This is a genomic window from Arthrobacter sp. NA-172 (genome assembly GCF_043952055.1).
Lineage (GTDB): Bacteria > Actinomycetota > Actinomycetes > Actinomycetales > Micrococcaceae > Arthrobacter.
The window spans coordinates 1,336,754-1,354,863 of the sequence record NZ_JBINOT010000003.1 but is presented as its reverse complement, the minus strand read 5'-3'; the positions used below and the strand labels follow the sequence as shown (position 1 = coordinate 1,354,863).

The 18,110-nt window shown below is 63.4% G+C and carries 14 protein-coding genes, 1 rRNA gene and 2 pseudogenes; 4 read left to right on the top strand and 13 right to left on the bottom strand.

Annotation, left to right across the window (positions count from 1 at the left end):
• Position 1 precedes the first annotated feature (1 nt).
• The 3 genes and pseudogenes from ACF0H6_RS20475 to ACF0H6_RS20465 all read left to right on the top strand — a co-directional run bounded on the left by ACF0H6_RS20475 (position 2) and on the right by ACF0H6_RS20465 (position 3,642).
• Positions 2–1,523, top strand: a pseudogene (locus ACF0H6_RS20475) (MmgE/PrpD family protein).
• Entirely contained in the window at positions 1,524–2,432 is a 909-nt protein-coding gene (gene prpB / locus ACF0H6_RS20470; RefSeq protein WP_395251246.1) for a methylisocitrate lyase, read from the top strand. It abuts the pseudogene before it with no gap.
• A gap of 70 nt (positions 2,433–2,502) precedes the next feature.
• On the top strand, positions 2,503–3,642 hold the full coding sequence (locus tag ACF0H6_RS20465; protein WP_395251245.1) for a bifunctional 2-methylcitrate synthase/citrate synthase: 1,140 nt from the start codon (positions 2,503–2,505) through the stop codon (positions 3,640–3,642).
• Between the two features lie 76 nt (positions 3,643–3,718).
• Here the strand turns inward: ACF0H6_RS20465 and ACF0H6_RS20460 are convergent, their stop codons facing one another.
• The 3 genes from ACF0H6_RS20460 to ACF0H6_RS20450 form a co-directional block, all read right to left on the bottom strand.
• Positions 3,719–5,236 (bottom strand): hypothetical protein, encoded by a 1,518-nt coding sequence (locus tag ACF0H6_RS20460; protein ID WP_395251244.1) that lies wholly within the window; start codon positions 5,234–5,236, stop codon positions 3,719–3,721.
• A gap of 1 nt (position 5,237) precedes the next feature.
• On the bottom strand, positions 5,238–5,747 hold the full coding sequence (locus ACF0H6_RS20455) for an RNA polymerase sigma factor (protein WP_395251243.1): 510 nt from the start codon (positions 5,745–5,747) through the stop codon (positions 5,238–5,240).
• Positions 5,748–5,855: 108 nt separating this feature from the next.
• Positions 5,856–6,359, bottom strand: coding sequence for an 8-oxo-dGTP diphosphatase (locus tag ACF0H6_RS20450; RefSeq protein ID WP_395251242.1), 504 nt, complete (start codon positions 6,357–6,359; stop codon positions 5,856–5,858).
• Between the two features lie 183 nt (positions 6,360–6,542).
• Between ACF0H6_RS20450 and ACF0H6_RS20445 the strand changes: the two genes are divergently transcribed.
• Entirely contained in the window at positions 6,543–7,085 is a 543-nt protein-coding gene (locus ACF0H6_RS20445; protein WP_395251241.1) for a hypothetical protein, read from the top strand.
• A gap of 49 nt (positions 7,086–7,134) precedes the next feature.
• Here the strand turns inward: ACF0H6_RS20445 and xerD are convergent, their stop codons facing one another.
• From xerD to rrf, 10 genes and pseudogenes are all read right to left on the bottom strand, one after another.
• Positions 7,135–8,097, bottom strand: coding sequence for a site-specific tyrosine recombinase XerD (gene xerD, locus ACF0H6_RS20440; RefSeq protein ID WP_395251373.1), 963 nt, complete (start codon positions 8,095–8,097; stop codon positions 7,135–7,137).
• Positions 8,098–8,099: 2 nt separating this feature from the next.
• Positions 8,100–8,762 (bottom strand): NUDIX domain-containing protein, encoded by a 663-nt coding sequence (locus ACF0H6_RS20435; RefSeq protein ID WP_395251240.1) that lies wholly within the window; start codon positions 8,760–8,762, stop codon positions 8,100–8,102.
• A 27-nt stretch (positions 8,763–8,789) separates the two neighbouring features.
• Positions 8,790–10,532: a CTP synthase gene (locus ACF0H6_RS20430; protein ID WP_395251239.1), complete on the bottom strand. Its 1,743-nt coding sequence runs from the start codon at positions 10,530–10,532 to the stop codon at positions 8,790–8,792.
• 226 nt (positions 10,533–10,758) lie between these two features.
• Entirely contained in the window at positions 10,759–12,498 is a 1,740-nt protein-coding gene (gene recN / locus ACF0H6_RS20425) for a DNA repair protein RecN (protein WP_395251238.1), read from the bottom strand.
• Positions 12,495–13,523 (bottom strand): NAD kinase, encoded by a 1,029-nt coding sequence (locus tag ACF0H6_RS20420; protein WP_395251237.1) that lies wholly within the window; start codon positions 13,521–13,523, stop codon positions 12,495–12,497. Before ACF0H6_RS20420 ends, recN begins: the two co-directional genes overlap by 4 nt.
• A 13-nt stretch (positions 13,524–13,536) precedes the next feature.
• Positions 13,537–14,351: pseudogene (locus ACF0H6_RS20415) on the bottom strand (TlyA family RNA methyltransferase).
• Positions 14,352–14,353: 2 nt separating this feature from the next.
• Positions 14,354–14,563: a hypothetical protein gene (locus ACF0H6_RS20410; protein WP_395251236.1), complete on the bottom strand. Its 210-nt coding sequence runs from the start codon at positions 14,561–14,563 to the stop codon at positions 14,354–14,356.
• A 9-nt stretch (positions 14,564–14,572) separates the two neighbouring features.
• Positions 14,573–15,562, bottom strand: a complete 990-nt coding sequence (locus tag ACF0H6_RS20405; RefSeq protein WP_395251235.1) for an HAD-IIA family hydrolase — start codon at positions 15,560–15,562, stop codon at positions 14,573–14,575.
• Positions 15,555–17,525 carry a tetratricopeptide repeat protein gene (locus tag ACF0H6_RS20400; RefSeq protein ID WP_395251234.1) on the bottom strand — a complete coding sequence of 657 codons (1,971 nt, stop codon included), beginning with the start codon at positions 17,523–17,525 and terminating at the stop codon, positions 15,555–15,557. Before ACF0H6_RS20400 ends, ACF0H6_RS20405 begins: the two co-directional genes overlap by 8 nt.
• 382 nt (positions 17,526–17,907) lie before the next feature.
• Positions 17,908–18,024 (bottom strand): 5S ribosomal RNA (rrf, locus tag ACF0H6_RS20395).
• Positions 18,025–18,110: the final 86 nt, after the last annotated feature.

Here is an 18,110-nt window from a genome sequence, read left to right as displayed (position 1 = left end):
CATGGTGAAGAACAACCACGTCCGCGTCTACAAGAGCGAAGAGAATCTTGCCCGCGAGGACCAGTTGGCGCACAAGATCGCCACGGTTGCCGCCGACCCCGTTGACGTGACTCCCGAGGTCACGGACATGATCATCAACCGCGTTATCGACAATGCCTCCGTTGCCGTCGCGTCATTGAACCGCGGCCCGATCATCGCAGCCCGGGCCCAGGCGCTGACCCACGCACCGACCACCAACGGCAAGGGCGCCGGCGTCTTCGGGATCAGCGATCAGGTCTCGCCCGAGTGGGCCGCCTGGGCCAACGGCGTCGCAGTCCGCGAACTGGACTACCACGACACGTTCCTCGCCGCCGAATATTCGCACCCGGGCGATAACATCCCGCCGATCCTCGCCGTTGCCCAGCACGTCGGCGCCAGCGGCAATGACCTGATCCGCGGCATCGCCACCGGCTACGAGATCCAGGTGAACCCTGGTCAAGGCCATTTGCCTGCACAAACACAAGATCGACCACGTGGCCCACCTCGGCCCGTCCGCCGCGGCAGGCATCGGCACCCTGCTGGGCCTCGACGTCGAGACCATCTTCCAGTCGGTGGGACAGGCGCTCCACACCACCACGGCCACGCGCCAGTCCCGCAAGGGCGAAATCTCCACCTGGAAAGCCCACGCGCCTGCCTTTGCCGGCAAGATGGCCGTCGAAGCAGTGGACCGCTCGATGCGTGGGCAGACCTCCCCCGTGCCGATCTACGAAGGCGAGGACGGCGTCATCGCCTGGATGCTTGACGGCCCGGACGCCTCCTACGAGGTCCCGCTTCCCGAGGCCGGGGAGCCCAAGCGCGCCATCCTGGACACCTACACCAAAGAGCACTCCGCGGAGTACCAGGCCCAGGCCTGGATCGACCTCGCCCGCAAGCTGCACGGCGAACACCCCGAGGCGACGGACCCGGCCAACGTGGCCTCGGTGCTGATCAAGACCAGCCACCACACGCACTACGTGATCGGTTCCGGCGCCAACGATCCCCAGAAGTACAGCCCCACCGCCTCCCGGGAAACCCTGGACCACTCCATCCCTTACATCTTCACCGTCGCCCTGCAGGACGGCGCCTGGCACCACGTCGACTCCTACAGCCCCGAGCGTGCCGGCCGCCCGGACACGGTGGAGCTCTGGCACAAGGTCACCACGGTTGAAGACCCCGAATGGACACGCCGCTACCACTCCCTGGACATTGCGGAAAAGGCCTTCGGCGGCACTGTGGTCATCACACTCACGGACGGAACCGTGATCACGGATGAGATCGCCGTGGCCGACGCGCACCCGCTCGGAGCCCGTCCGTTCGCCCGCGAGCAGTACATCAACAAGTTCCGCACACTCGCCGCGGGACTCGTGACCGACGAGGAAATCACCCGTTTCCTCGCCGCAGCCGAAGGACTTGCTGACCTCGGCCCGGGCGAGCTGGACCAGCTGAACATCACGGCCGCCCCTGGCGTCATCGACCTCGCCGCAGCACCGAAAGGCCTGTTCTAGATGCTGTACTCCAAGACCACGCCGGAACAGAAGCGCGTTGCCCTCCGCGAGATGCTCGCCTCCGGCACCATCGTCCAGTTCCCCGGTGCTTTCAACCCGCTCTCGGCACGCCTGATCGAGGAGAAGGGCTTCCCCGGCGTCTACATTTCCGGCGCCGTTCTCGCCAACGACCTTGGCCTGCCGGACATCGGCCTCACCACCCTCACCGAAGTCGCCACCCGCGCAGGCCAGATCGCCCGGATGACCGAACTTCCGTGCCTCGTAGACGCGGACACGGGCTTCGGCGAGCCAATGAATGTAGCCCGGACCATCCAGGAACTCGAGAACGCAGGCTTGGCCGGTTGCCACATCGAGGACCAGTTCAACCCGAAACGCTGCGGTCACCTGGACGGCAAGAACGTGGTGGACGTCGATACCGCTGCCAAGCGCATCCGCGCCGCCGCCGACGCCCGGCGCGACCCGAATTTCCTCATCATGGCCCGGACCGACATCCGCGCCGTGGACGGGATCGAGGCCGCCCAGGAGCGGGCCCGGGCACTCGTCGACGCCGGCGCTGACGCCATTTTCCCCGAAGCCATGAAAGATCTGTCCGAGTTCCAAGCCATCCGTGATGCAGTGAATGTGCCGGTCCTGGCCAACATGACCGAGTTCGGCAAGAGCGAGCTGTTCACGGTGGAGCAACTCCAAAGCGTGGGCGTGAACATGGTGATCTACCCGGTCACTTTGCTCCGCATTGCCATGGGGGCTGCAGAGCGTACGCTGGAAACGATCAAGGCCACTGGAACGCAGGAGGCGCAGGTGGAGAACATGCTCACCCGTGCGCGCCTCTATGACCTCGTAGACTACGGGGCCTACAACCACTTCGACACTAGCGTTTTCAACTTCCAAGTTCCTGGGCTCAGCCGGTAACTGGATCAACCAAGGGATGCAGGCGTTCCGGCCGTTCCGGAGCGCCTGCCGATGAACGAAGGAGTTCAGCATGGCTGCTGAAGAGATCAAGAAGGGCCTGGCCGGCGTCGTGGTGGACTACACCGCGATCTCCAAGGTCAATCCGGACACCAATTCGCTGCTGTACCGCGGCTATCCCGTGCAGGAACTCGCCGCCAAGTGCAGCTTCGAGGAAGTTGCCTTCCTGCTGTGGAACGGTGAGTTGCCGACGTCGGAGGAACTGGCCGAGTTCACAGCCCACGAGCGCGCAGGACGCACCCTTGACCCTGTGGTGAAGGGTGTCATCGACACACTGCCCACAACCGCCCATCCCATGGATGTGTGCCGCACGGCTGCGTCGGTGCTGGGAGCGCGGCACGCTCTGGCCGAGGTTTCCACGCCAGAGGCCAACATGGCCAAAGCTGTTGACCTGTTCGCTGCCATGCCGGCGGTGGTCGCCTATGACCAGCGCCGCCGTCGCGGACAGGATGTGGTGGCGCCCAGGGACGACCTTGGCTATTCGGCGAATTTCCTCTGGATGACCTTCGGCGAAGATCCGGTGGAGGAAGTGGTGAAAGCCTTCAACGTCTCGATGATCCTTTACGCCGAGCACTCCTTCAACGCGTCGACGTTCACGGCCCGCGTTGTAGCCTCCACCCTCTCGGACCTGCACTCCGCCGTGACTGCGGCGATCGGCGCCCTCAAGGGGCCCCTGCACGGTGGCGCCAACGAGGCCGTCATGCACACCTTCGAAGAAATCGGCATCCGCACCGAAGAATCCCTTGAGGACGCCGCCGCCCGGGCGAAGACCTGGATGGAAGACGCCCTGGCGCAGAAGAAGAAGGTCATGGGATTCGGGCACCGCGTCTACAAGCACGGCGACTCCAGGGTGCCCACCATGAAGGCCGCACTGGACAAGATGATCGCCCACTACGGCCGGCCGGAGATCCTGGGCCTGTACAACGGGCTGGAACAGGCCATGGACGAGGCCAAGGCGATCAAGCCCAACCTCGACTACCCTGCCGGGCCCACCTACCACCTCATGGGCTTCGACACCCCCACCTTCACCCCCCTGTTCGTCGCCAGCCGCATTACCGGCTGGACGGCGCACGTCATGGAGCAGCTCGGATCGAACTCCCTGATCCGCCCGCTCAGCGCCTACAACGGCGTGGAGGAACGGCACCTACCGTAATTTCCGAAAGTACGACGACGGGCCGGTCACCTGGAAAGGTGACCGGCCCGTCGTCGTACTTCGGAGGTGGGATTGGCTACTGGGTGAGCCGAAGGGTGGTGATCATTTCCTTCAACTTCCGGTACTCGGGGGTTCCCATATAGGCCGTGGCTTCCTGAAGCGAAGCGAATACCGGGGCGCTCGGGACCAAAGCAGCACGGTCTGCGAAGGAAAGTGAACCCTTGGGCGCGCCATTGACCACGGCGTACATCAGGTTCGGGCACGTGTCCTGCACTCGACCGCTGGATTTGTCCACGAGACCGACCTCATAGCTCAACCCCTTCCCCGCCGAGGTCTGGTCCAGGACCCGGTACGAGAACCGGACTCCTGCCGTGGTAGCCCACGGGACAGATGACAATGCCGAATCGCTGTCCAGCTCGGTGACTTTGAAGTGCTCGTTGGGACCGCAGGCTCCGCCGAGGCCGCCCCCGGCGCCGTAGTACAGGTTCGCCACCTTCTTCCCGGATTCGTCCGAGACGTCGATCCCGGAGGCCGGGAAGTCGGCAGTACCAGCCGGAACATCCTTCGCGGTCCACCCGGTAGGAAGGCTGAACTGGACCTTCGCCTTGTCGCTCTTGAAGACTGTCGATGTCTGCACGTTGCTCGGCTTAAGGGACAGTGAAATCAGCATCCGCTTCATATCCTGGTATTCCTGGGTCTGCATATAAGCACGAGCCTCGGCAACCGAGTTGAACGTGAGCGGCGCATTCGAACCGTCGGCTGCCATCGCCCACACATCCCCAAAGTCAACGAACGGAGCATTGCTCGGTCCGGTAATGCCGTTGATCTGATGGCACACGGGAGTTCCCGGCAATTTCGTTTCTTCCGAGAGCGCCACAGTCCCGTAGACACGATCTCCTTGGATCACAGTAAATGTGAAATGCGAAGGACCGAGCGCGGAACCCTTGATTGCGGAGAATTCAGCAACTTTATCGGGCTTCTGTGCGATATCCAGGTCCACCGAGTCAAGGACGGCGACCGGTTTAGGTGCAGCACAGCCACCGATTGTCCTGTCGTAGACCAGGTTCAGGGCGGCCACCTGCTTGTTCCCGGCGTCGCGGACGCTAATGCTGTTGTATGGCTTGCCGGCGATCATTTTTGTGGATTCAACGGTTGACCAGCTTGCCGGCAATTCAAAAGTTGCCTGGCCTGTGGCATCTGTGAACAACTTCCACGGAATCGCGGGAACCGCGCTCGACGTCGGCGTGGCGGACGGCGTGGCGGAAGGGGTTACCGAGGCCGGAGGGGACACAGAAGGGGACGAAGTCACTAGTCCGGAATTTGCTGGAACTGGAGCGCCCGTCAGAGTGCCCAGATTTGACACAACCAGGACACCCGCCGTCACGGCAGCGGCGGCGATGGTCAGCAACCCGGCGATGCGCACTGCCCGCTGGCGCCTGGCGTCGGCCAATGACCGGACATTCGGAGGCAGCTTGTCAACGGTCTCGGAACGATCCGTGACAATCTCGCGGAGTACTGCCTCGGCGTCGGGGACTGCAACCGGATCTGATTTCAACGGATCAGTAGCGGAGATCAAATTCTTGATGGCATCCATCTCATGCCCCCATTTTCTGTGAAGCGGTTTCGGCCCGGACCGGGATCCTCTTGCGGAACGCCTCCCGGGCGCGGTGCAGGCGCACTCTTGCAGCCGATTCGCTGCACTGCAGCACCCCGGCAATTTCCGCGATCGAGAGTTCGTCCCAATACGCGAGTTGCAGGACGTCGCGGTCCTTTTCCCTCAGGGCGGCCATGGCCTGCTCCACCATTTCGTTGTCTTCGGTGTCCGTGTCAGTGAAGCTGGCAGACTCTTTGAGCCGCAGGTGCAATGCCTGCTGGCGTTCGTGGCTGCGGTAGGCGTTCCCCAGCAGGTTCCGCGCTACGGCGAACAACCAGGCAGGTTCCGTCACACCTGCCTCATCCCATTCCTGCCACGCTACGCGAAACACGTCCGCGGCGAGCTCCTGCGCCAATTCCGCATCGGTTACCCGTCTTCGGACAAAACCGAACACGCGCGGGTAGCAGTCCTTGTGAAGCGTGACAAACGCCAGCTCCCGTTCTGAAAGCATCGGTCCCCCTGTGATCATGAGCCTTGATTTGCCGGCTATGTGGGTAATTTCCAGACAGCCGGACAAAGTTACAGTTCCCTGATGCTTTGTTGAGAATCTTTTCCGCAGTTAGAGCGCTGTTCCCGAATCCAGCCATTCGGCCGTGCGCACGTCGGCAACGCTTTCGTTGTCATCGGCAAGCACAACTTCCACCGCGATGCGCTGGCCGGAAATCATGGCAGGCAACCAGTGCTCGGCGTCGGCCCACATATTTTCGATAGGAAGCCGGCCGACCCGGTACCACTGGGGCGCTATTTCATCGCTCTCAGCGGGTTCGCCGGCCCATTGCTCGGTCAGATAAACGGTGGTGAACATGTTCCATTCGGACCGGGCCGGGAAGACGAAGTCCACTGTCCCGGCGGGAATGAGATGCTGTTCCTCGACACGGACGAAGATTTCTTCGCCCACCTCCCGGCAAACAGCTTCTGCCGCTGTCTCTCCCATTTCGACGTGCCCGCCCACACCCACAATTTTCCCTGTGCCAAAGCCTGTCTTCTTCCGGCCAAGGAGCACTTCCTTGCCGTCGTCGCCGTCTCGGAGCAGGAAGCACAAAGTGACATGGGCTGCGGTCATTGACCAAGCCTAACTCCGCGTGCCTGCACGTGCCGTTGCTACAGTTGGCCCATGAGCGCGGATGGGGGCGAAGAGGGAGCCAAGACGCCTGACACCAGACGGGCATCCGATGCCTGGCTGCCCGATTGGCTGGTTCTGCACCCGCTCTACGCCGGCTGGGCCTGAACCGTCTTCTGGGCACTGTTGATTGTCCTTGACGAATTCCTGGATCTGGCTGGCTGGAGCTGGTACGTGCTGGTCGGCATGGCCGCGCTACCTACGCTCCTGTCTACCGTGGCGGTGCTCCACGGCACTCCCCGTGAGCATCTGAAGCCCGCCCGGGAATCGGTTCTGAGCCACTTCTTCGTGAGGTTCGTGGCCTTGGTGGCGGCCTTCCTGGTTTGGGGCGTTTCCGTGGTCATGAGTGCTTCCATCTCGACCACTGTCCAGTCACTTGCCGGCGACTCGGAGCGCGCTGTCACCTCGCTCGGCTTCAATCTCATGGCCGCCGCAGTGCCGCTGGTGGTCAGCGTCTTGTGGCTGGCGTTCATCGTGCGGTGTGCCTGGTTCTTGCGCCGGCTTCGAGGCTGGAGCCAAGTCCCCGTCAACGCGCGGGTGCCAAAGGAGTTCCTACGCGCGCAACCCCGGCTGAGGCGCGTAGTAGTCGGCCTTGCCCATCCTGGCCTTTTGCTCGTCGCAGGTCTTGGCACCTCGGTCCTGGCGTTACTCCTGGTGCTGTGGAACTGACCCTCAAACTGATCCGATAACAGACCGGCCCCGCTAGGGGACATGCGCGTTAGCCCAAGGCCCGCGGATGGGCGGCCGCGTAAACCTCGCGCAAGGTGTCGGCGGTGACCAAGGTGTAGACCTGCGTGGTGGTGACCGAGGCATGACCCAGGAGCTCCTGCACAACACGGACGTCCGCGCCACCCTCCAGCAGATGGGTTGCGAACGAATGCCGGAGGGTGTGCGGGGAGACATCCTTGGTGATGTTGGCCTTCTCCGCTGCGGTCTTCAGGATGGTCCAGGCGCTCTGGCGGCTGATCCGGCCTCCGCGGGCATTGAGGAAGAGCGCGGGGGTGCCTTTTCCTTTCGCGGCCAGCGCGGGCCTTCCGCGGACCACATAGGATCCGACGGCGCGGGCACCGTACGAGCCCAGAGGCACGAGCCGTTCCTTCGAGCCTTTTCCGAAAAGCCGTACAATCGCGGGTCCTTCGGCTTCAGCCTCGAGTGAAACGTCGTCAACGTCCAGACCCACGGCTTCGCTAATGCGGGCGCCCGTGGAGTAAAGGAATTCCAGAAGCGCCCTGTCCCGCAGTCCCGTGGCGGTATCGGCACCGGCGGCTTCGAGGATCCGGGTCACTTCATCGACGCTGATGGCCTTCGGCAGACGTTTGCCAGGCATTGGCGGGTGGACATCGCTGGCGGGGTCCGCCGTCGTCGTGCCCTCCAAAGCCCAAAACTTGTGGAGCCCGCGGACGGCAACCACCGTACGCGCCGCCGAGCGGACGCCCAGCGTGGCTGCCCCGTCCGACCCGTCGGAAAGGGCTTGGACAAAAGCGGTGACATCGTGGCGGGATATGTTGCCCGGTTTGTCGACGCCGGAAGCCGCAAGGAAATTCGAATAGCGGGACAAATCCCGGCGGTACGCGGACAAGGTGTTGCTCGCGAGGCCGCGTTCCACCCCAAGATGCTGCAGGTAGTCGGTCACGGCCCTGTCAATGGCCGTGTGGGCCCGGGTGTCCGCGAGCTGGGGCATCGTCAGCGCTGGCTCGGGTGGGCGGGCCACGGGGCGTTGGCCGGCCGCAGGCTCCGGAAGCCATCGGCACGCGCCGCGGCAGCTGCGAGGATCCCGACGACGGCGGACGGGTTATGCAGCCGGCCTTCCAGCACCGCAGAGACAGCCTCGTCCAGATTGACCCACACGAGCTCGATTTCAGCTTCCTCCTCCGTGCGGACGTGTCGCTCCGCCTCGGGGACATCTCCCAATCCCCGGGCCAGGGAAATTCGAATCGCTTCGCTTGAGGACCCCGGGGAGTTGAAGAAGTCCGCCAGGACATTCCACGTGGCAGCCGTGAGATCGGCTTCCTCCGCCAACTCGCGGGCAGCACCCACCACGAAATCTTCACCGGCCACATCAAGAAGTCCGGCAGGAATCTCCCAGAGATCCATGCCAACCGGGTGCCGATATTGCTTAAGCAACAGGATTTGGCCGTCAACATTCATCGGCAGGACGGCAACAGCTCCAGGGTGGTCGATGTAGTCGCGAACCAACGTGCCGGTGTCTTCGCCCAGCTCGAAGGCGTCACTGACGACATCCCAAATTCGGCCCTCATAAACCTTGTTGGACGACAAAAGACGGCGCGGGCTCGGCATGTCCGAAACCCTCCGAAAAGTACTGGGGGTTTCAGAAATACCGGGCATCGCGCCGTCCTTCGTTTGTATGAGCGATTACTTCGCAGCGAGCTTACGGGCTGACCTTGCTACCACATCGATGCCTGCCTGCCGCTCCAGTGCAGCCTTCACGAGGCCGGCAAACAGCGGGTGGGGGCGCGTGGGACGGGAGCTGAGCTCCGGGTGGGCCTGCGTTGCAACGTAGTACGGGTGTACTTCGCGCGGCAGTTCAACGTATTCAACGAGCTTGCCATCGGGAGACGTTCCGGAGAACACCAGGCCCTCGGCGGCGATCTGCTCGCGGTACTTGTTGTTGACCTCGTAGCGGTGGCGGTGACGCTCGCTCACCGTCGTTGCCCCGTAAGTCTCAGCAACAACGGAGCCTTCATCGAGCTTCGCTTCGTAGAGGCCAAGACGCATGGTGCCGCCGAGATCGCCCCTGCCGTCCACGATGTCCAGCTGTTCTTCCATGGTGGCGATGACCGGGTACTTGGAGTCAGGCTCGAATTCGCTGGAGGACGCGCCTTCGAGGCCCACCACGTTGCGGGCGTATTCGATGACCATGCACTGCAGGCCGAGGCACAGGCCCAGCACGGGAAGCTTGGTTTCGCGGGCGAACTTGAGCGCACCGAGCTTGCCTTCGAGTCCACGAATGCCGAAGCCGCCGGGAACACAAATGGCGTCGACACCTGCCAAGGACTTGGTGGCGCCCTCGAGGGTTTCGCATTCGTCGGATGGGACCCAGCGGATCTTGACCTTGGTTTCGTTCGCGAAACCGCCGGCACGCAAGGCCTCGGTCACGGACAAGTAAGCGTCCGGGAGGTCGATGTACTTGCCCACCAGCGCAATTTCAACGTGGTGCTTGGGGTTGTGGACCGCTTCGAGCAGCCTGTCCCAGCTGGTCCAGTCGACATCCTTGAACGGGAGGTCCAGGGCACGGACGACGTAGGAATCAAGGCCCTGGGAGTGCAGCGTCTTGGGGATGTCGTAGATGCTCGGAGCATCGGCGGCATTGACCACGGCGTCAATATCGACGTCGCACATGCGGCCGATCTTTTCGCGCATGGCGTCCGGCACTTCGCGGTCCGAACGGATCACGATCGCCTCCGGCTGGATGCCGAGGGAGCGCAACGCGGCAACGGAGTGCTGGGTTGGCTTGGTCTTCAGTTCCTGCGAAGGTCCGATGTATGGCACCAAGGAAACATGGAGGAAAAAGACGTTGTTGCGGCCGATGTCCTGGCGAACCTGGCGTGCCGACTCAAGGAAAGGCTGGGACTCGATGTCTCCAACCGTGCCGCCGATTTCGGTGATGATGACATCCGGAGCGCTCTTGCCTTCAGCGGGGAGGCGCATGCGGCGCTTGATCTCATCCGTGATGTGGGGGATGACCTGGACGGTGTCGCCGAGGTACTCGCCACGCCGTTCCTTGGCGATGACGGTCGAGTAGATCTGGCCGGTTGTGACGTTGGCCGAACCCTCGAGGTTTTCATCGAGGAAGCGCTCGTAGTGTCCGATGTCGAGGTCAGTCTCGGCGCCGTCATCGGTGACGAAGACTTCGCCATGCTGGAAGGGGTTCATCGTGCCCGGATCCACGTTCAGATAGGGATCGAGCTTCTGCATAGTTACAGACAAACCGCGTGCCCGCAGCAGGTGGCCGAGGCTCGAAGCCGTCAGTCCCTTACCGAGCGAGGACGCCACACCGCCAGTGACAAAGATGTGTTTGGTCGTCTTGGACGAGCCCGGGAACCGGGAATTTACACGGGAATTTGATCGCTGCACCACGGAATTCGAGCCTATCATCAATTGCGCCTCTCAAGGATCCGCTATCGGTTTCCCCAAATGCTCAATAGTCCCCTGCCAGCGGGTGTGGATCAAGGGCCGGGCTCCCGCGAACAGGCAAAAACAAGTCGAGTGGCCGTTAATCCGAAGCCTCGCCAGGGAGATCTCAAGAACTTGCCCCGGGCCATCGTGGCCCGGATGTGACAGATCTCCCAGGCGCATCCGGGTTTTCGTAAGCCTGAAGTTTCTAAGCCTGCTGAGGTAGAAGCTTCGCGTCGTCCAGCAATTCCTGGGCGTGTGCACGCGCGGACTCAGAGTCTTCCTGCCCTGCCAGCATCCTGGCAAGCTCTTTCACGCGCTCTTCGTCATCGAGGAGCCGGACGTCACTGGAGGTGAAGCCGGTGGCGGTCTTGCCGTCGCTTCCCCTGACGGAGGTCTTGGTCACCCGGATGTGTTGATCGGCGAACGCAGCAACTTGTGGCAGGTGGGTCACCACCAGCACCTGGACGTGACGGGCCAGCATCGCCAGCCGTCGTCCGATCTCGACGGCGGCCCGGCCGCCCACTCCGGCATCGACTTCGTCAAACACGAACGTCGGCACAGGGTCTACCGCGGCCAGGACCACCTCGATGGCGAGCATCACGCGGGACAACTCACCACCCGAGGCTCCCTTGCCCAGCGGACGGGCGGGCGCTCCAGAGTGCGGTTGGAGCAGGAAGGAAATATCGTCAACGCCGTGCGGTCCCAACTGTCCACCACTGTCCACCTCGATCACTAAGGTGGCATCGGCCATCGCCAGGGCGGTGAGTTCCGCACTCACGCGGGTGGAGAGCTGCTTGGCAGCCTTGGAACGCGACTTAGAGATGCGGGCTGCCTGCTTTCGCAGTGTGGCCTCGGCGGCAGTCACCTGGGCATCGAGTGCTTCGATCCTGCTGGAGTCGTCCTGCAATTCGTCCAGCCGGACCCTGGACGTCGCTGCCCACTCCAGGACTTCGTCGATGCTCGGCGCGTACTTGCGGATGAGTTTGGCAAGCGCTGCGCGCCGTTCCTCAATCTCGGAAAGGCGCTCTGGCCCCTCGGAATCAAGCGAGGCCTGATAGCTGGACAGCTCCCCCGCGATGTCGTTGATGAGGAAGCCGATCTCAGCGAGCCTTGCGGCGGCTCCCGCCAATGCTTCGTCGTGTTCGGAAACCTGGTCGAGCGCCCGTTTGGCCGAGTCAACCAGCGTGGTGGCATCGGCCGTTTCGCCGAATTCCTCCGCGATCAGCGCCTCATGGGCCGCAGCTGCGGCGATACGAAGCTCCTCCACGTTGGCCAGCTTCACGGCCTCGGCCTTGAGAGAATCGTCCTCTCCCGGTTGGGGGTCGACATCGTCGATCTCCTGCAGCGCGACGGCGAGCGATTCGGCCTCGCGCAGCCGTTCCCGGGCCTCGCCGCGGAGGGAATCAAGCTCCGCTTGGCTGGCTTTCCAATGGCTGAAGAGCTCTTGGTATTCGGTCAGGGCTGTTGCGAGCTCGGCCCCGGCGAACCGGTCCAATGCGTGCCGCTGCGCCACAGCACCCTTGAGCCGGATCTGATCCGACTGACCGTGTACCACCACCAAGCTTTCGCCGAGTTCCGCCAACACCCCCACAGGTGCCGAACGGCCCCCCACGAAGGCACGGCTGCGGCCGTCCGCGCCCACGGTGCGGGCCAGCAGGAGCTGGGTGCCGCCGTCGTACTCTTCAGCGTCTCCGCCTGCCTCCACGGCCCGCGCCAGGGCCACGTGCGCCGGATCAAGCAACAAGCGGGCCTCGGCCGACGCAGATTTGGCCCCGGATCGCACCGCACCGGCGTCGGACCGTGCACCCAAAAGGAGGCCGACGGCGGTGACCACCATGGTCTTGCCGGCGCCGGTTTCACCCGTGACAACACTCAGGCCAGGCCCCAACGGCAACGTAGCGTCGGTGATGACGCCGAGATCACGGATCCGGAGTTCCTCGATCATGGTTCACATCTCCTTGGTGGGATCGTCCGCTTTGCCTGTCCACGCGTCCTGGGCGTTGGCAAGGGGCTGGGCTTGAAGGTCCTGACCACTGGGGTGGGACCGGTGTGGATGTCCGCCGAACGGGGAGCAGGACCCCGCCAGCCATGAATGGGAAGTTCAAACTTCCGCACCAACCGCGCGGAAAACGGTGTCTGGTGGGTGCGGGCGAGCCGCACGGGGAGGGTGGACCGGGTTACTTCGATCCGGGCACCAGGCGGCAGGTCCACGGAGCGTCGGCCATCGCACCAGAGCACGCCCTGGGCGTCGGTCCGGGTGAGGATCTCCACAGCAAGCCTGGACCGCGGCGATACCACCAAGGGCTTCGCGAAGAGGGCATGGGCGCTGATGGGAACGATCACCAGGGCCTCCACCTCCGGCCACACCACCGGCCCGCCGGATGAAAAAGCGTAAGCCGTCGAGCCCGTTGGAGTGGCGACGACCACGCCATCGCAACCGAACGAGGTCAAAGGACGTTCATCCACTTCGGTCACCACTTCGATCATGCGCTCACGATCAGCCTTCTCGATCGCGGCTTCATTGAGCGCCCAGGTGTGCCAGATCTTTTGGCCGCGCACCCACACCTGGACATCGATGGTCATGCGCTCTTCCACCGTGTATTGGCGGCTGGCGATCCACTCGACGGTCTGGGCGAGATCTGCCCGTTCGCTTTCGGCGAGGAAGCCGACGTGTCCCAGGTTGACCCCCAGCAGGGGCACATCGACGTTGCGAACCAGTTCTGCCGCCCGCAGGATGGTGCCGTCGCCGCCAAGGACCATCACGAGTTCGACGTCCTCGAGCCGGACATCTTCGTGCAGTATTTCGATCGGCTTGTCCACCACACCGTAAAACCGTTCGATGTCATCCAGCTCAGACTTCTGCATCACAGGGATCAGGCCCGAGTAATGAAGCTGTCCGCAGGCATCCCAAGCCGCGCGAAGGGAGTCCTCACGCCCGGTGTGGGCAAGGACCAAAACGCGCCTGCTCATGGTGTTCTGCTTTCTAGTGGGAGGTCCAGATTCGTTCCATCAGTGCAGCAACTTCCTCGTCCCGCTCTTCGATCTTAGGCAAGTCGGCGTGAATCCTGCGTTTTATCCATAGGAAGTACTCCACATTTCCGTCCTGCCCGGGCAACGGACTAGGTGCCAGGCCGCAGAGTTCGAGTCCTGCATCTACGGCCGCCCTGGCGACTTGGGCCACGGCGCGCCGCCGCTCGTGGTCGGAGGTGACCACGCCTGTGCGGCTCAGCCGTTCCTTACCGACCTCGAATTGTGGCTTCACCATGAGCACCAGTGGTCTCCCCCGGGCTCCGTGCAAGCCGCGAGTGGTTGCAGGACCAGAGTGAGGGAGATGAAGGACAGGTCTGCCACGGTAACGGCGGCCGGACCATCGATCTGCTCCGGGGCCATGTAGCGGACGTTGAGGCCCTCGTGGACAGAGACCCGCGGGTCGTTCCGCAGGGACGGCACCAACTGGTCGTGCCCGACGTCGACCGCCACCACGTGTGCGGCGCCCTGCCGGAGCAGCACGTCAGTGAAGCCGCCGGTGGAGGCCCCGGCGTCGAGGCACCGTTTTCCTTCCACGACCACGGAAGGAAACGCCGCCAGCGCTCCAGCCAGCTTGTGGCCGGCACGGCTGACGTAAGCGTCCTCGGCGTGGGCCTGCACATCAATTTCCGTCTCTGCGGAGACTTGTTGCGCCGCCTTGGCTAAAACGCTGCCAGCGGAACTGACTTTCCCGTCGGCAATGAGTTTCGCGGCATGGGTGCGTGATCTCGCCAATCCGCGGCTGACGAGCTCCTGGTCCAGTCTGGCCATACTCAGCGTTCGTCGGCGTCGAGGGCCGCCATCAGGGAATCGTGGATCTCGGCGTAGGTCCCGCCATGCTCAGCCACCGGCAAAGACGGGACGCCGGCTAACCGCTCCAACGCCGCATCCACGGCCGGATCGCCTGTGGGTGCGGCGCGGCCTGGCCATCGAGCGTCATGAGGCTCGACGGTGTTCTCGGTGAGATCGTTCAACTCGCTCATTGCACCAGTCTAGTTTTCAAGCCATTCGAGGCGCGGCGACGTAGCCTCCACGGCGTCGGGATGGGCGGACCACCAGGCGGCGCAAGCAGCGCGCCAGGCGTCCAGATCCTTCTCGGACCCGGAGACGGTGATAACGCCGTCTTGGACCTGGGCAGTTGCCTTTCCGCAACGGAACGTCCGGTCCTCCTCGACGATCTCGGGATACGGCTTGTACAGTTCCGTGAGATCAGCCAGCAGATAGCCGGGGCGTTCCAAGCTGCGTGCGGCGAGGATGGTCCCCGGCGTGTCGACGCCGGTGAGGACCGCCGCCGTCGCGAATCCCGCACGGTTGCCGCCGAGGATGTCGGTGTCCAGACGGTCGCCGACGACAATAGGCCTTTCAGACTTCAGCCGCCGGGCGGCTGAATGGAAGAGCGGCGCTTCCGGCTTGCCCGCGACTCGCGGTTGCTTGCCCGTAGCAGAGGCGACAGCGGCCACAAGGGTGCCGTTCCCGGGGGCAATCCCGCGGGCCTGGGGAATGGACATGTCCGTATTGGTGGCAACCCAAAGGGCGCCGGCGGCAACCACGTATGACGCCTCGGCCAGGTCCTTCCACGCAATCTCCGGATTGAAGCCCTGGACCACGGCCACAGGCTTTTCCGCGGCGCTGTAGACAGGAGTAAGGCCTACGAGTTCGATCTCGTGGGCAAGTGCCGCACTGCCAGTGATCATCACGCGCGAACCGGGAGCCAGAAGTTCGGCCAACAGATCCCCGGCGGCCTGCGAAGAGCTGACCACCTGATTGTCCTCGGCCGGAGCCCCCAGCTCGCGAAGATGTGCCGCGACTTGCGCGGGGGTGCGCGAGGCGTTATTGGTGACGTAACCAAGCCGCACCCCCACGGACTGAAGCCGCTGCAGGGCTTCCACTGCGCCAGGAATGGCGTGTGGGCCTGCATAAACAACGCCGTCCAGATCGGACAGAACTGCGTCGAAGCGTGAAACCAGTAAGGCCTCAGTCATGCTTGGTCTCTTCGCCTACCTCGGAGTCCTTCTCTTCCTCAGCATGGCCGTCTTCTTCTTCTGCGGAATCGCTGTCAGATTCAGCATCATCAGATTCGAAGTAGCCAGGCTCGGCGTCGTCTAGCTCAACTTCGTCGTGCTCAACCTCGTCGTGCTCCGAGACTACGGAATCGACCGATGTTCCGGCATGCGCCGGGGCAGGATCGGTTTCGCGCTCTTCGGCTTTATTACCGTCATTATCGTCCGCTTCGTACTTGCGGAAGCGGGGCTTCGAATCGGTTTCTTCGTCTTCACCGAGGTCGATGATGTCCGGGTCTTCGAATTCTCCAACGCCCAGCGCATTCTCAGCAACAACTGCCTGGCGGTGCCACTTGCCGGCCTCCTCCGTGCGGCCCACAGCCGTCAAGGCGTCGGCGTACGCACGGAACACGCGCGGGCTATAAGAGAAAGCGCGATTGATGTCGAGCTGGATGATCTCCAGCTCAGCCACGGCGGCATCCAACTGACCAAGATCGGTCCGGGCACCGGAAGCCACGATGGCGAGCTCAACTTTGCCGGGAGCGTCGAGATCCTGGGCCTCAGGCGACCGGACGACGTCCAGCGCGCGGTCAGGCCGGCCCAGACCGCGTTCGCAGTCAGCCATGAGGGGCAAATGCACGTTTGAGCCGCTGATCCGTCGGTAGGTGCGGAATTCTCGAAGTGCCTCACCGTAGTGGCCGGCGGCGTAGGCGGTCAGGCCCACGGCTTCGCGGACTGCTGCCAAGCGACCGCCACGTCGGCTGGCCGCCAGGGCGTGCTGGAAAGACATCTCAGGGTCGATGTCGATGAGGCGGCCCGCCATCACCAGGTGCTTGGAAACCCAATCGGCGTTGGTGCCCTCGAGGGTCTTGATCTGGTGCTTGGTGACCCTGTCCAGCTCCTGGCCCGTGACGTCGTCGTCGATTTCCGGCGAACGCTCGCGATCCGGGCGGTTTGCGCTACGCAGGTCCGCTGCGTTCGGAACCCGTGCGGGACGCTCTTCCCAGTGATCCTCCGCCGAAGTTACGTCCCTCAGTGCGGGGGCCATCGAACTTGCGGGGGCCGCGCTCTGGGCGGTCACCGTAGCTACGGCGCTCACCATCGCCTTCACGACGCGGACGATCACCAAACGGCTTACGGTCTCGGTCACGGTCATCAAAACTCGGACGCGCATCCCCATCACGACGCGGACGATCATTGAAGCTACGGCGCTCACCATCACCCTCGCGACGCGGACGGTCACCAAACGGCTTCCGGTCACGATCACCAAAAGCCGGACGCGCATCCCCATCACGACGCGGACGATCACCAAACGGCTTCCGATCACGATCACCAAAAGCCGGACGCGCATCCCCATCACGACGCGGACGATCATTGAAGCTACGGCGCTCACCATCGCCTTCACGACGCGGACGATCATTGAAGCTACGGCGCTCACCATCACCTTCGCGACGCGGACGATCATTGAAGCTACGGCGCTCACCATCACCTTCGCGACGCGGACGGTCACCAAACGGCTTCCGATCACGATCACCAAAAGCCGGACGCGCATCCCCATCACGACGCGGACGATCATTAAAGCTACGGCGCTCACCATCACCCTCGCGACGCGGACGATCACCAAACGGCTTCCGATCACGATCACCAAAAGCCGGACGCGCATCCCCATCACGACGCGGACGGTCTCCAAACGGCTTCCGATCACGATCACCAAAAGCCGGACGCGCATCCCCATCACGACGCGGACGATCATTGAAGCTACGGCGCTCACCATCACCCTCGCGACGCGGACGATCACCAAACGGCTTCCGATCACGATCGCTGCCAGCATTGCCTTCGCGGTTGTCCCGGGAGCGGAATCCGCGCGGGTCTCCCCCGGAATTGTTGTTGGCGCGGAACGGGCCGCGATCGCCCCGGCCACCGCCGAAGTTGCCGCGGTTGCCACCGTTGTGCTCAGCCATAATGGATTCCTCCTGTTGCGAGCTGACCACTGGCGCATGCGCAGCCGCTCTTATCGTATTTTTGTTCTCACGCCGCCGGGATCCGGCTCGTATCTCTCATGTAATTCTAGGTGACCATCGATCCCCCACCGCATTCGAAGGGAGTCTATTCAGGTCCTCGTGGGAAGCATCACAACTTCGGCTCCCGCGAGACCCTTCCGACGCCCGCTCACCTATGTGGGCCCCGGGGCGCTCCTGAAGTGTTCGACGGCGGGTGTTCGGCCTGGTGGCCAGCCGGGGCCGGGTTTGGTTTGGGTGGTGTGGTTTGGGGGGTTAATGAGGGAGACCCCCGACCTGGTGGTTGGGGGGTCTCGACCTGTACTGGTTGTCCGGCGGTGTCCTACTCTCCCACACCCTCCCGGGTGCAGTACCATCGGCGCTGTGGGTCTTAGCTTCCGGGTTCGGAATGGGACCGGGCGTTTCCCCCACGCTATGACCGCCGTAACCTTTTCACCCGTCACCAACCCTTTGGGGGGTGGTGTGGGAAGTGTGGTGGTTGCGGCTGTTGTGTTGTGACAGTCGTGTTATTC